Annotated in this window: 10 protein-coding genes; 2 read left to right on the top strand and 8 right to left on the bottom strand. The window is 53.9% G+C overall.

Features of this window, described 5'->3' with window-relative positions:
• Positions 1–241: 241 nt before the first annotated feature.
• From ACEW8P_RS06350 to ACEW8P_RS06330, 5 genes are all read right to left on the bottom strand, one after another.
• Positions 242–1,711, bottom strand: coding sequence for a M48 family metalloprotease (locus tag ACEW8P_RS06350; protein ID WP_373512259.1), 1,470 nt, complete (start codon positions 1,709–1,711; stop codon positions 242–244).
• Positions 1,712–1,960: 249 nt separating this feature from the next.
• Positions 1,961–5,311, bottom strand: coding sequence for a M43 family zinc metalloprotease (locus ACEW8P_RS06345; protein WP_373512258.1), 3,351 nt, complete (start codon positions 5,309–5,311; stop codon positions 1,961–1,963).
• A gap of 40 nt (positions 5,312–5,351) precedes the next feature.
• Positions 5,352–5,753 carry a LytR/AlgR family response regulator transcription factor gene (locus ACEW8P_RS06340; protein ID WP_373512257.1) on the bottom strand — a complete coding sequence of 134 codons (402 nt, stop codon included), beginning with the start codon at positions 5,751–5,753 and terminating at the stop codon, positions 5,352–5,354.
• A 378-nt stretch (positions 5,754–6,131) separates the two neighbouring features.
• A complete protein-coding gene (locus tag ACEW8P_RS06335) occupies positions 6,132–6,986 on the bottom strand; it encodes a hypothetical protein (RefSeq protein ID WP_373512256.1) in 855 nt (284 codons plus the stop codon).
• Between the two features lie 303 nt (positions 6,987–7,289).
• Positions 7,290–8,087: a LytR/AlgR family response regulator transcription factor gene (locus ACEW8P_RS06330; protein WP_373512255.1), complete on the bottom strand. Its 798-nt coding sequence runs from the start codon at positions 8,085–8,087 to the stop codon at positions 7,290–7,292.
• A gap of 158 nt (positions 8,088–8,245) precedes the next feature.
• Between ACEW8P_RS06330 and ACEW8P_RS06325 the strand changes: the two genes are divergently transcribed.
• The gene (locus ACEW8P_RS06325; protein WP_373512254.1) at positions 8,246–9,583 is read left to right on the top strand and encodes a hypothetical protein; all 1,338 of its coding nucleotides are present in this window, start codon (positions 8,246–8,248) and stop codon (positions 9,581–9,583) included.
• Between the two features lie 2 nt (positions 9,584–9,585).
• On the opposite strand, the gene ACEW8P_RS06320 is transcribed toward ACEW8P_RS06325, so the two are convergent.
• From ACEW8P_RS06320 to ACEW8P_RS06310, 3 genes are read right to left on the bottom strand one after another with little or no spacing between them, the layout of a single operon-like run.
• Positions 9,586–10,110: a LytR/AlgR family response regulator transcription factor gene (locus ACEW8P_RS06320; protein ID WP_373512253.1), complete on the bottom strand. Its 525-nt coding sequence runs from the start codon at positions 10,108–10,110 to the stop codon at positions 9,586–9,588.
• Positions 10,111–10,148: 38 nt separating this feature from the next.
• Positions 10,149–12,620, bottom strand: coding sequence for a histidine kinase (locus ACEW8P_RS06315; RefSeq protein WP_373512252.1), 2,472 nt, complete (start codon positions 12,618–12,620; stop codon positions 10,149–10,151).
• Positions 12,621–12,642: 22 nt separating this feature from the next.
• Entirely contained in the window at positions 12,643–13,161 is a 519-nt protein-coding gene (locus ACEW8P_RS06310; protein ID WP_373512251.1) for a two-component regulator propeller domain-containing protein, read from the bottom strand.
• Positions 13,162–13,548: 387 nt separating this feature from the next.
• On the opposite strand from ACEW8P_RS06310, the gene ACEW8P_RS06305 reads away from it, so the two are divergent.
• Positions 13,549–13,884 (top strand): translation initiation factor, encoded by a 336-nt coding sequence (locus tag ACEW8P_RS06305; protein WP_373512250.1) that lies wholly within the window; start codon positions 13,549–13,551, stop codon positions 13,882–13,884.
• The last annotated feature ends 184 nt before the right edge of the window (positions 13,885–14,068 follow it).

The raw sequence follows: 14,068 nt of genomic DNA, 5'->3' as shown, positions 1-14,068 counted from the left end.
AGTTTCGTTGCTGGGCATCTTCGGTCAGCCCGAAACGCTACTGGTCATCTTTGGTTTTGTGATGTTCGTGCTGGTGGTACTTACCCACAAAAAGAACATCAAGCGAATGTTGGCAGGCGGGGAAAATCGAGTCAAGCTTTTTGGCAGGAATAAACAGGAGATATAGCAAAAAGGGCAGCCGCATGGCTGCCCTTTTTGCTAAGTATTTATTTCGTTTCTCGCAACGAGCGAGATCCCGAAACTACCTGCTGATCGTCTTGATCATCATTCCCCGCGTTACGGGGTCTTTCAGATCCATTCCGTTCAATACTTCCAAATCTTTCATTTTGTCGGCTGGCATTTGGTAGGCTTCCAGCGCGCTTCTCAAAGTACCGTCGCGCTGCACGCTTTTGATCTGAATGCGGTCAGGCTGACGGTTAAGTTTTTCCCGGTCAGTCAGAGTACGGAAGCCTTCGGCCACCTGTTTGAAATCCGAAGCGTATTTATCGAAATCAGCTACGTAACTCATGCCGTGGATGGCGTAAATGTTGCCGCCGTACTGAATGAACCAGGTTGCTACCTGTACAGTGTTCTGGGCGGTTTGCTGCTGCTGCGGCTGCCCTTGCTGCTGTTGCGGCGGTGCCTGGCGCGACACCACTACCAAGGCCGGATTACCGTTGATGGTCGTTTTCTGGCTATCTTTTGCTTCCAGCCCCATACCTTTCAGGGTCGCCTGCGCGGCTTCTTCCAGAGAATTGCCCTGGGCCAAGGTGAAAATCATTACAGCCTTACCACCCTTAGGAGCCATCTGAAACTGCGTGGGCGCGTTCTGGTGCTGCCAGCCGCGTGGTACCGGGAACTGAAACTTCAGCACGGGATGGTAAAACATGTCGTTTTCCACAAAGCCCTGCTTGGGATCTTCGCCGTAGATGATGCCATCGATGCGCTTCAGGTACTCATTGCGATCAATCTCGTATTTGCCAGGATTGGCCTGCTGGTATTCGGTAGCCAACTTAGCCACCTTCTTCTGGCGATTGCCCGGATCGGGGTGTGTGGACTGGAACGTGGGAATAATTTGACCGCTGGCCTCACTGAGTTTCTTCAAAGTACCGAAGAAATCGGCCATTTGGTGAGCGTCGTAACCGATCTTGCTGGAATACGCCACGCCAATTTCGTCCGATTCGGTTTCGTGGGCGCGGCTGTAGCTGAGCATGAGCGAACCCACGCCCGCCTGAATGACCTCGCCCATTTCGGGCAGGGCAATAGTGCCTGCAATGGCGCCCAATTGCCCGAGTAACTGACTCGTCTGCTGCCGGGCCGAGTGCCGCGCCGTAATGTGGCCAATCTCATGACCTAATACCCCGGCAAATTCAGCCTCGTTGTTGAAGTGCGCCATGATGCCGCGCGTAAAGTAAACGTAGCCACCCGGCACCGCGAAGGCATTCACCACGGGCGAGTCCACGATAAAAAATTGGTAGGGCAGATCGGGGCGGTGCGAAATGGCACCCATCGCCTTGCCCTTTTGGTTAATAAAAGCCTGTAGACTTTGATTTTCGTAAAGTCCCATCGAGGCCACGATGGACGGGTGGGCCTCTTTACCCGCCGCGAGTTCCTGTTCCTGGGACATCAGTATGAGTTCCCTTTTTCCCGTCACTGGATTCCGCGAACAGCCGTATAACGAGGAGATTCCCACAATCAAGAAGACATAGGAAACCATTTTGCGCATTTTCATCATTTTTTTAAGGTTTTAGTTAAAAACGAGGAGCGAACTTCTGAGCGAAAAGCAGGGCCATGGTTTAAAAGGACGACCCTCCGTGAACGCCGGGAATTTTGCGCGAAAGAATTGTGCCAGGGGCTGAACCGTTATTTCAGATATAGAATGGACAATGCCGCAAGGCCTTTTGAGGAGAAGAAAATGGATCAAAAGAAAAGCCAGGCTTCGGTGAAACCTGGCGTTGGTTTGGTAGGCGGTAATTGATATTTACTCCTGCCCTACTTTCAGTCCCGCGTTCAGGCTTTGCTGTATGGTGCCCAGCAGTTCGAGGCTTTTGACGTTAGCCGGATAGTTGTCGGGCAGCGTAACGGTATGCGAGGCGTTGATGCGCACGAGGTCGAGGGCGGTGGGGATGCTGCCGCATGACCAGATGCCGGGCGTAGTCCAGGTGCCACCCGAGAGCGTGGCGTTCACCACGCCGATGGCGCAGTTGGTCACGTCGATGCGGGCCAGGCCGGAGGCACTAGGGCTAAGGCCGCAATGCGTCCCGAAGCTCGTCAGCGCGTAGGTCGTGGACTCGATGGGGCTTTTGGGTACGGGCATCGTGAGGGCTTGGCCGAGGTACTCCGTCCCGTCCGAGAGGGTGAAGAAGTACGGGCCCTGGGCGGAGGAGGCCAGTTGCAGGTTGGCCGTTTCGCCGCTGCGGATGGCGTAGTGGCCGCTCAGGGTGGCGGTAGGTAGCGGCCCGCCGATGGTGACGGTAATCGGTTCGGAGGTAACGGTGCAGCCGTTGCCCTGGTAGGTGGCGGTGTAGGTGCCGGACTGGGTGGCGGCGAGGGTGTTGGAGGATTGATTGGAGAGGATGATGCCGTCTTTGCGCCAGACCAGGTTAGCATTGTAAACGAGCGTCTGTAGGAAGCTAAGTTTGACGACATTGTTATCGCACGCGTCCTTTACTTCGTTCAGAGCAGTTATGGGGAGAATCACATTACTGCTCGAAGTGATGGCAATCCCATTGGAGACCCCGCTGGCAGACCCATTGGTCACGCGGAGTTGGTACAGGCCACTTTCGGTCTGGTAGATGTAGTTTTTATCGGCGTAGTAATTGCTGAGAGGCAGATCGGCTCCGTCCTTCATCCAGCGGAAAGTCAAGCCCGACGTATTGGCGTAGAAACGATAGTCGAGACGCAGGTAGGGTGAATAATTTCCGTTGCTACAGGCTAGGTTCACTACATTGTCGGCCAGAATACCGGGCGATAATGTCGAGCCGAAAACTATGGTGAGGGGGTCGGAGTCGATAGCGCAGTCGTTGTACCCCTTTCGTACTTCATACACGCCTGACGAGGAAACATCCAGATAATTATAGCCGAATATGGGCTGGTCGTCTTTGAACCATTGGAAGCCATTGCTTCCTGTATTTTCCAAATAAATCCGGTAGGTGATTCCACTGGCAAAAGATGCAGGGGCCGAAATAATGGGCTTTTGGTTTTTGTCGGCGGTATAAATTCTCTTGCCGCTGCTCACCGATTCGCAAGTACCCTGCCGCAGTTTCAGGCTGTATGTTCCGGCTTGGCTGGTAAAATAACCATTACTGGTGGCACCCAGTATTTCTTGGCCGTTGCGGAGCCATTGGTAGGTGAGTCCGGCAGCCCAGGTATTTCCGTACGATTGGCCCGTCGCCGGCCCATACAGATAAAGGCCGTTGCAAGCAATGCTATCGCTCGGCGCGGTGATGTAGTTTTCAAGCTTGTCCGCCAAGCTGACGGCAATCTTGTCGTTGTCCGATGTAGATATCTGGCATCCACCATCGCTGGGTACTACCCGATAGGAGCCGCTACTACCAGCAAGCAGTATTCTGCCCGTCTGAGCGTGTAACAGTACGCCATCTTTATACCACTGATACGTAGCAGTGTTGCTGGCGTAGCTGGCTTGTAGTTTTATAGTGTTTCCGGCGCATTGGGTTCGGAGCGGATTGCCAATGGCCTGATAATCGCTGATGTAGGAATTCGAGTAAGAATTATAGTTCAAAGAGGCGAAGTAGGACACCTTGCTCTGGTTGGCACAGTCGAGTCGGGAAAGGACATACCGATACGTTCCGCCAACGCCGTTTGCCGCGTAGCTGGCTCCCGTAGCCCCGGAAATGGCATTTCCATTGAGTGTCCATTGAAAATTAAAGTTAGCCAGTTCCACATCGGTGAGTTGGCGGTTGACACCGTTTGCCGAGTAGGTCAATCCGGCCTTCAAGGTGAGCGCACTACCATTACACAGATTTTGGTAGGCATTCTGGTAGGTGTTGGCGAAGGGCTCACCATCAGCCCCGACGACCGCCAGGCTGTATAGGTCGATGTTGTTATAAGTCACAGGATTGGAGGCGGCACTATTGCAACCCGCCACTATACTTATTCGGTAATCGTCCCCTTCTTCCAAAGTGTTGTAGTTCAGATTATGAACATTGACCGGGACATTGAAAATGACCGGGCTGTTTGCATTTTCGACATAATTCACGACTTCATCTCCCTTCGAGAGGAGCAGTACCGGATTCGTACTCCCTGAATTGTTGGTAAAGTTCACAGTTACCGCGACATTGGCACATAGAACAGAGGGTACCGACGTAAGCGTTATTTGGTTGTTCGGCGTCGGCACTGCGTCAGAGTCAGTCCATTTGGTCAGGTAGTTTTCCAAATGAAACCGCATACGGGCGATCTGGCCGGGCGTGAAGCGGTCGGCACTGGTATAGTAAGCCATGTGATTCTTGACCAATCCGATGCCAAAGGGTTGGCTCGTGCAGTAGTTGATGTCGGTAGCCGGGGTATTATAATTCAGGTCGAACACTCGGTGCGGCGGCGTGTCGGCCACCTGGTCGCCGTCCACCAACGGATTGTCATTGGGGGGACATACCGTAGTATTTGGGTTTGGTGGATAACCGGAATTATCACCATTGAACGTGTGCGCTAAAAACAGGACATGCCCTATTTCGTGGGCAAAAGTCAGCGAACTAGATGACCTTTCGTTTGTTTTTGGAAAGTCATACAAAGTGATAAACATCCGCCCACCGAAGCTGGCAAATCCTCCGGCCTGGTCTATCCTGTGGACTACATATATATTCACGAACTTATCCTGAAAGGGTCCAAATAGCTGTTGTATTTGCTGCTGCTGATTTCCGTTGTTCAAAACTACCCCCTGGCTTGCGTATTCAGGAACGCCCGACGCATCTGCACGATCGACACCCGAACAATTGGCCAGCACAAACTCGATGCGGGTATCGTTCACTCCGGCATACTTCCCCCGCGCCCTGAAGATGTTGTTCAGCGTAGCCAAGGAAGCCTGAATCTGCCCCTCCGACAGGTTAGACCCCACGCCGATGGGTTCCCCTAGGTGCACGATGTGGAACATCACAGGGATGTAGATGATGGGGTCGTTCGCGGAAAGTGTTCCCTTGCCTTTATTTCGCTGCCACTGGGCGTTCATCTGCTTCAGTAGCTGCGGGTCGATATTACGTTCCAGGAAGTCGCCCGTCACGCCGCAGCCGGGCAGGGTGTCGGAGGGCGTGGGGGTTTGGGCGTTGGCGGACCAAGCCAGAGCAAAACCAAGAATTAGTAGAAGGGAAAGTTTTTTCATATTTGTCAACGAGGGTTTTACGCCTTGGAAATTTACCTTTTCAGCGAGACGGGCGAGACGCCCGTACCACAACCAATCGCTTCGACTTCCCCCTTTTCCTGCGACTCACCCCCCACTCACTCCCATCGACCAGCACGATAGAATCTTTAAAAACGGTGCGGATATGTTGTCGATTCACGGCGTGGCTGCGGTGGATGCGGGTAAAGGCGTGGGCGGGGAGCCGGGAGAGGATCTCGCGCAGCGTTTTGGAGTAGAGAAAAGTGCGGCCATCGCGGAAGTGGAAGCGGGTGTAGTTGCGGTCGCCGCTCAGGGCCAGGATGTGGTCGGCGGGTACGAAGCGGTTGCCCTTGGGATAGGGTAGCGACAGTCCTTCGGGCAAGAGCGGGCGCAGGACGGTAGGAACAGGAGCAACGGGTTCGTAAGACGTAGAAAGTGCTTGCATAATTATAGGAGTAAAAAGTACGGGGTATTAGGTTCTTTGTTCGGGATACGTTACCCTGTTCGTTGTTCGATCTTCTCTGGAACTTTGTGGCTCTGTGGCTTTGTCGCTTCGAACCTCTGCTCTTCCTTTTAACAGCCGAAAGATGTTACATCCTGGTAAAAAATGTTTGGCAAAGTACCTTGGCAGCTTTGGCAAAGGGTTTGGCAAAAGGGTAAGTCACTCTTTCTGAGTATCGTTGTCGCTTTGGGGCGGGTAGGCGTTGGAGCGCACCCGCCAGCGGCCCCGTCGCCAGACGAGGACGTAGAGTTGCTCGTTGGTTTCCTTATAGACGTAGTCGAGGTAGTCTTTTTGCTGCGTATCGAACCAGCGGAGGTACCATTACTCGCGGGTTTTGACCAGGGCCTCGTCGCCGTTGATTTCGCTGAGGGAAATACTGAGCAGCTCGTGAGTGGAGGGGTTGCCTGGATTGCAGATGATGCGTTTTTTAGCGACGTTGCCCAGCACAGATTCTTTGATTTTGCCGTAGGCCGAGCCTTTCGGATCGAAGTACTTTTCCAGCGTGTTCAGGTCGGTTTCGGGGACGTTGCGGTAGGCTGCGAACTCGGCATCGTTAGCTTCGCGGACGGTACTGTACAGTTCTTTGATGAATTGGTCGGGGGGCGGGGCAAGGAACTTGGTTCTCACGAAATCGTAGAGCGCGAAACCCCCGGCGGCGGTCAGCATCAACATGGCAAATACGCCCGTGAGTACCATCCCGCGCCGCTGCCACACGGGCGGGACGGTGGGTCCATCGCCCAGCAGCCGGGCACTGGCCGACCAGTCGGAGGGAAGCAGGACGATTTGATAAATGTTTACGGACGGGGCAGCAGGTTCCGGGGCGTACTGGCGCACAAACTCCTCCCAGTCGGCGTAGCCACCGTAGATAGCCAGGGCGTTTTTGGTCTTGGGGCCGAAGCCGCCGCCGTAGCGCGGGTTCAGGAACCGCCGCAGCGTGTCTTTGGAAATAAAATAATCCGCCGATCGCGTCCCGAGTTGGTCGCTTAGGGTTTGGTCGATGTCCAGCAGCAGGTCTTCGTAGAAAGCGTTGCGGCTCGGCAGGTCCTCCACGCATACGAACTCCGAGCCGTGGGCGGCGGCCCAGCGGCTCTCCCACGCCTCGGCAATGCGCGTCAGGAGCTGCGCCCGAAGTTCATTCAGGTAGGGCAGATCGTTGGAGAGGGAAGGATTTCTCATTTTTTGTTTCGGGTATGGGGTACTTCGTTTTCTTCGCTCCTCTCCTCTGCCCCTAATTTTCACTCATTAAAACTAACTGCATTGACCCAAAGCTTTACTTGCCAGGGCATAATCCGTCAGTTTTTTGGCTTTATTGGTCGTTTTTGCGGATAAACTGTTTTGGCTATCGGCCGTCGGCTGTTAGCTTTTGGTTGGGACGAGCATCGGGTGAGCTTTACCTTTCTACCGTCCTCCAAAAATCTTCGCCACCGATTCTGTCCACGACAAACCAGGCCGCTGGCCGACTGCCGAAAGCCGACGGCCCTACGTCAGTGGACTATTCAGTAGCAACTCCCGCAGGGCGCGGGCACCGGAGCGTGAGGCGTAAAGGCGGCGGGACGGGTTGCGGAGATAGACGAGCCGCTCGCCGTGGTCGTAGCGGTCAAAGTGGTCGAGGTTGATGATTTGGCTGTTGCTGATGGGGAAAAAGCGCGGGTTGTCAGCGAGCAGTGTCCGGTAGTAGCCGAGGGGTTTGTTGGAGATAAGCGGGGGTGCCGCCGGGTCGGGGGTACTTTGCAAGTAAAGCCGGGCCATGCCGTCGTCGGCTTCCAGGTAGCCGATGTCGCGCAGTTCCACCAGCCGCAGGGTGCCGCCAAGGAGTGAGACGGTCAGCCGCTGGGCGGTGCGTGGTGGCTGGGCGAGCAATTCCAGCAGCATCTCCACCTGCTGGCGGGTCTGCGGATTTTCGGTACCTTTCTCCACCTTCGCGACGGCGGCCTGCAATTCTCCGGCGGTAAAGGGTTTTTCCAGAAATGCCACGGGCGCAAAGGCGTAGCCATCGCGGGCGATGCTGAACTCCCGGACGCCCGTCATAAAAATCAATCGTAGTCCGTGCAGTCGGTCGGTGGCTTTCAATTGATTAAGGAGATCATAGCAGCGCCCGCCGATGAGCTGGATATCCGAAATCAGCAGATCGGGATGGGTGCGCAGGATGCCGTCGTAGGCTTCCTGCATTTCCCTGGCAGTGCCCACCACGGATACGCCGGGGCATTGCTGCGCCAGAAACCTTTGCACGGTAGCCAGTTCGGCGGCGTTGTCTTCGAGAAGGAAAGTTTTTAGCATATTTTTGAGGGGCAGTTCCAAAGGCACAAAGTAAAACCAGGAACGTCGAACGGTCTTCCAAACTACGCCAAACTTGTATCCAGCACAAATTCCCTTATTTTTACAGCTTCACTCAGACTTTAACCGCGCGGTTAAAGTACCTCTGACCCACTAGATCTATGCCGTCAAAGCTACCCAGAGAGTCCAGTCGCGGGCTGGACCTGGAACAACTTTTGGAAGATTTTATTCAGAAAATCGAGGCGGAATGGCCCAAAAAGTGGACAAGTCACGGTTTGCAGTTTGCGGGAGTGGAGAGGTTGCCAAGTAAAAATGCCTTCTACCACGACCTGGCCGATGCTCTCAACGAGGCTTACAAAGAACGATACGGACTGGCAACCGCCGCCGAGAAGGAAATCAAAGCCCACACAGTTCGGCGTGTTATGGAAGAGGGGCCGGGTCGTAACTTCGATGACAAAACCTGTGATTTGCTGGCCGTGTATCTGGGCTACGCCAACTGGCCCGCTTACCAAATGCGCCATCGGCTGAAACATCCGCTGGCCGGGCGGCTGAGTTCGGCGGCGAAGTGGGGGCTGGCGGGGGTACTTGCGCTGGTAATTTTGCTTGGTTTGGGAAGCCTTTTCTGGCAGCGGGACGGGGCAATCCCGCCGGATGACGAGCGGCTCACCCTGGTAAAAATCTCTTCGGCGAAGGCGCCTGCCAAAGTACTCGTTCGCTATGACTTGCGTGGCCTCGACCCCAGACAAACCTATATTGTGTGTGGTAAGTCGAACGTAGTGCCGCAGTTGGAGCAGGGGCAGCTTACTTTTGAGGTACTTTTGGCGCAGAGTGCCCCTGTGCAGTTATTCGTGGAAGATGAGCTGGTATGCGAAATCCCTGTCATGCTCGAAACAGAAGGTTGGGAGGGTTATCTGGGCCTGCGCATCCCGCTGGAAAAATCTTCTTTTTACCGCGACGGACTGCTGCATTCTCCCCGCAACCTGGTTCCCAACGATTCGCGTGAGGACTACTACCCCGCCTTCATCAACTTCCGCGACTACGGACTGGCGGCTGACGCTATGTGTTTCGAGGCACGGGTACTCAACAACGAGAAAATCGGCGGGCAGTGGGCCTACGACGTGAGCGTGGATCTGGTTGGTTCCCGACACCGCGCCTACTTCAATGTGCTGGCTCCCGATGCCATTCTGTATGCTCGTGCGGGCGTGGCCGAGACTGAGCTCAGCGGCAGCAAGAACCCCAACCTGAAAGCTCTCGGCATAAAAATGGATGACTGGTGTGTGCTTTCTATGCAAATCCTCGGCCACGAGGCCGTCATCCTAATCGACGGCCAGGAAGCCCTGCGTTTCCCCTACCGCGAGGAACTCGGCGACTTGCGCGGCATTCAATTCTACATCAAAGGCTCCGGGGCTGTGGACTGGGTGCGGGTCACGGACTTGAAGGATGGTAAGGTGAAGTATTTCGATGATTTCCTGGGTGAAAAAACAGTCGCTGGACGGTAAAACTACCCAAACAGCCGTCGCAGTTTTTCCCACCATGATTCTCCTGAGCGGGAAGCGATTGGCGGATTTTCCGGTGGCACAGTCGGCAGGGCACTTTCGCCCGAAAGTAGTTTCAACAATCTAAGTACCTGCTCATGGCTTTGCGAAGTGAGGGGAATACGCACCACTTTTTCCACGGCCCGCTTAATGTCGCTGGCAGTAAAGGGTTTTTCCAGGAAAGCCACCGGGGCGTGAGCGAACCGGTCGCGGAACTGATCGAAATCCTGAAACAGCGTCATAAAAATAATGCGCAGTCCCGCCAGTTGCCCGGCTTCGTCGAGGCGGTCGAGCAGGTCGTAGCAGCGTCCGCCGATGATCTGAATGTCGGTGATAAGGAGGTCGGGTCGCCCCATGCTAATTCCCTCGATAGCCTCGGCCACTCCGCCCGCCGTACCCACGATTTCTGCCTGCGGGCATTTTTGCGCCAAAAACTTCTGCACATTGGCCAGTTCCAGGGCGTTGTCTTCTACGATGAAGGTTTTTAGCATGGGTGCGTTGTTCTTTTTTGAGTCAACGGCTAACCGTTTTAAGAGAATCCTACCCGTGTCGAAACTACCGTCCCCGTACCCACCTTCCTATCCTCGATATCAATGGCGATGTCGTAACCAAGTTGGTTGAGCAGCGCGACGCGCTGCTGCGAGAGGTTGGTCGAAACTGACGCGTATTCTTTATGACTCTGGTTCTGGATGCGACGGACGGCTTCGCGGCCGATGCCGTCGTCCTCGATGCGGCAGAGCAGGGCTTCGTCGGGCAGGGCCCGAAACGCCACGCGCAGGTGGCCCCTCTCCTGATGGTGATGCAGACCGTGGACGATGGCGTTCTCGACAAAGGGCTGGATCAAAAACTGCGGAATCTTGTACATCTCGGGATCGAGCGACGGGGGTACTTCGAGCGTAAAGTCGAAGCGGTCGAGGTACTGTAGCTGCATCAGTTCCACGTACATCCTGAGTAGTTTGATCTCGCGGGTCAGCGGGATGTCACGGGTGCGGAAAGCCTGCTCGCCCTGGCCCAGCAGCGAGTCGTCAAGGTAGGCGCGGGTCAGCCGTGCCATCTTCACCAGGTTGTCGCTGGCGCGTTCCGACTCGTGGTTGAGGATTTGATTTTGAATGGCCGCCAGCACGTTGGACGTGAAGTGCGGGTTCATCTGCGACTGGATCGTCTGCGCCTGTAGCAGTTGCATACTGCGTTCTCGCTCTTCGAGGCGATTTTGCTGCTGGAGCAGCTTGCGCTTCCGCCGCTGGCTGATGGCGCCCAGCATCGCCAAAGCCGTGAGCAAAGCCAGTGCCACAATGACGGCGTAGAGGTAAAAATCGGGCGATTTCCAGATCGCAACTTTCGTGCGAAAATGTAAAGTAGCGATGCTCTCACCATGAGCGTTGAAGTCGCCCGAGCGCGACCGCACCCGCAGCGTGTGGAGGCCGTTGCTGAGGTTATTGAGCGTGATGAGGGGCTGCTCCTGCCAGTCGGTCCAGTCGTCCATTTCGCCTTCCAGTCGGTAGCTAAACTGTGAGTTGTAGGGCTTGTCCTCGCCGAGCGTTTCGACCTTGACGTTAATGATGCTTTCGCCCTCGGGTACTTCCACGAGTTCGTCGGGGTGGGTGAACGAAACGCCCCGCTTGTTGACGCTGGTAACGAAAGTGCGGAGTGGACGGGTAGTTAGATCTAGCTTTGTTGGATCAAGTACCGAAAGTACCGAGCCGGACGTAATCCAAATCCGCCCTTTGGAATCGCGGTAACTACCTAGCTGCCCCGGCTCCATGCCCATGAAGCCGTTGTGGTGGTTGAAGGTTTTGATATCGACCTTTCCCGTGGCGTTGAATTTTTTAAGGTTGAGGACGTAGAGGTTTTTCATGTCGGCGATCAGGAGGCGATCTACGTCGATTTGCTCGGCGAATTGTACCAGTTGGTGGAACTTAAAGTCGAACATTTTTTCAAAACTATCTTTCTTGGGATTGTAGCGGCAAAGTGCCTCCTTACCCCCCGCCCAAAGTGTACCGTTCCAGTCGAAGTAAAGCATATAAAAGCTTTTCACCGGAAGTTTTTTATTCTCAAAAGTGTAGGAAGTGAACTTTTTGGTGTCGGAGTCGTAGCGTTCTACGCCTCGCCCCGAAAACCAGTACTTGCCCGAAGGCGAAACTACCCCACACAAGAGCAGTCCTTCAAACAGCAGCGACTTCCCTCGGATGGAATCAGTTCGAAAGGGCGGGTCGATGTCAACGGTAAAAGCGTGTTGATAACTAGCTACAACTACCTTCCGGCGACCAACATCTTCGGCTATTGTGAAAGCTAAGTTATTCATCCCCTTACGGATGAAGTCCCAAGCACCGTTTTTATAGCGATACAAACCCGTCCCCTCCGGCAACCAACAGTAACCATCTTGATCGCGGAAGGCCCGAAAGTACCAGTTGTCCGGGCCGGGGGAAATCTCTAATGGCTTGTAAGATGCAACTGCTTTCGGGTAATAGTTTCTTTGTGGAATAAAACGCAGATTTTTTCCATCATACTCCTGTACGCCTTTCCAGTAATTTAAGAAAAGGTACTTGCCTTCGCTATCCTCCACCACGCTCCAAGGGTTTGGTACTTCGCCATCCTTAAAATTCTTGAACCCGGTGAGCATCAACCCCCAGAGTCCCTTTTCCGTCGGAATCCAGAGCATAGAGGATTTGGTTTGATTCAAAAAACCGACAGGTGGCATACCCGGCGGGCTTTCGCCGACGCGCTCGGCTACGGTAGAATGAGCCGGAAGGTAATAGAGTGTTTCCTGATTGATAAAAACATAAGGGTAGTCCAGCGCATTGGAAATGACGAACCCATCGGTTTCGGTACGCAGAAAAGGAACAGGTTTCCCTTCTCGAAGTGCATAGTGTTGTACGATACCTGCTGAAATGGTCTTTGATAAATGCACCTCATCATGGATAATCGCAGTAACGTTCCAGCCTTGATTGTCTGTAATTTCTTTCACCCGCCCGCTGTGGTAGCTGACTACTTGCTGATCCACAGTAAAAAAGTACGTGTTGCTTTTAGCGTAGTATCGTAGGCCACCCACATTCCGGGAAATTAGGTAATTGTACGGGGAGTAGGGTATCATCTTTTACCTCCAAGATATCACCCGTCTCCTGATCCCAAATGCGAATTGTGTTTGTACTTCTATTGAACAAGATGTCGCTGGTAGCATTAGTTGGGAGTTTATATTTTTTAAATGTCTTCCCATCGAATCGAGCGAGACTATTGCCTCCATCGGATATCCAGATATTCCCATCATTGTCTTCTTTTATATCAAGTACCCTACTGCTCCACAGTCCCTCCGCCTCAGTGTAATTCTCGAACGTCTCCCCGTTGAATCGGCTCAGTCCGTACCACGTCCCGCACCAGACGTAGCCACGGCTGTCTTTGAGCATCGAAAGTACCTGGTTCTGCACCAGCCCTTCCCGCACGGTGTACTTCACGAGTGGGTACTGCTGGGCAAAAACGCTTGTTCCGAGCAGCGCCAGGCCGATCAGCAGAAGCCTTTTTGCCAATGGATAATGGAAAGTGAACAATGGATTATTATTTTGGGCTGGCCGAAAACGGTTTCCTCTAAACCCTTGAAGGGCTGCATTTTTTCGTAATGTATGGAAAATTTTTTCTGAGAAATTCACGCGTAGCCGAAAACGGTCGTTTTTTCGCATGAACTGTATCTTTTGCGCTCCTGAGTGTAATTGGGGGCGGGTCGAGGGCCGCGGCGAAGGGTACTTTTCGCCGGTAGTTTTTGAATTGTTGGGAAATAAGCCAACTTTGAGGACGCTCTCGTTTGCGTTAGAAACGGGGAAGCCTAGTCGCAAACCAGACAAAACCGCCACGGGGCGCCCCGCTAAACAAATCAATAGACACACGTCGTTAAGGCTGATACGCCGGAGCGGCGGCGTTCAACAAATTAAAAAACTACCATGTCCAAAAAAAACCGCAGCGGCGTCGTGTACTCGACTGACCCGAACTTCGATTACCAAACCAATGAAGACGATGAACCCGACACACTGCCTCCGGCGCAGCAAGACCTGCGCGTGTGGCTCGACCGCAAGGGCGGTGGCAAAGTCGTGACACTCGTGAAGGGATTTGTGGGTACTTTGGCCGACATGGAAGCCCTCGGCAAGCAGCTAAAAACCGCCTGTGGGAGTGGCGGCACGGCTAAGGACTACGAAATTCTCATCCAGGGCGACCACCGTGATAAAGTAGTGGCCTGGCTAGTGGGTGAGGGGTACAAAGCGAAGAAAGCGGGAGGGTGATTCTTCGGCTTCGCTCAGAATGACAAAGGGGCAAAGGCACAAAGCGGGGCGGCCCCTTAGATTTGTGAGATAATCATTAACTTTAAAAAGTACAATACCAGAAGATCCGAAGGAGTGAGCGGTGAACTACGGGGCGGCCTATCAAACAGAACTATGCTCGGAATTAGTCCCTCACACCTTTTCA

The organism is Persicitalea sp. (assembly GCF_041751555.1).
Lineage (GTDB): Bacteria > Bacteroidota > Bacteroidia > Cytophagales > Spirosomataceae > Persicitalea.
The sequence above is the reverse complement of the archived record's forward strand: the minus strand, read 5'-3'. Positions and strand labels throughout refer to the sequence as shown.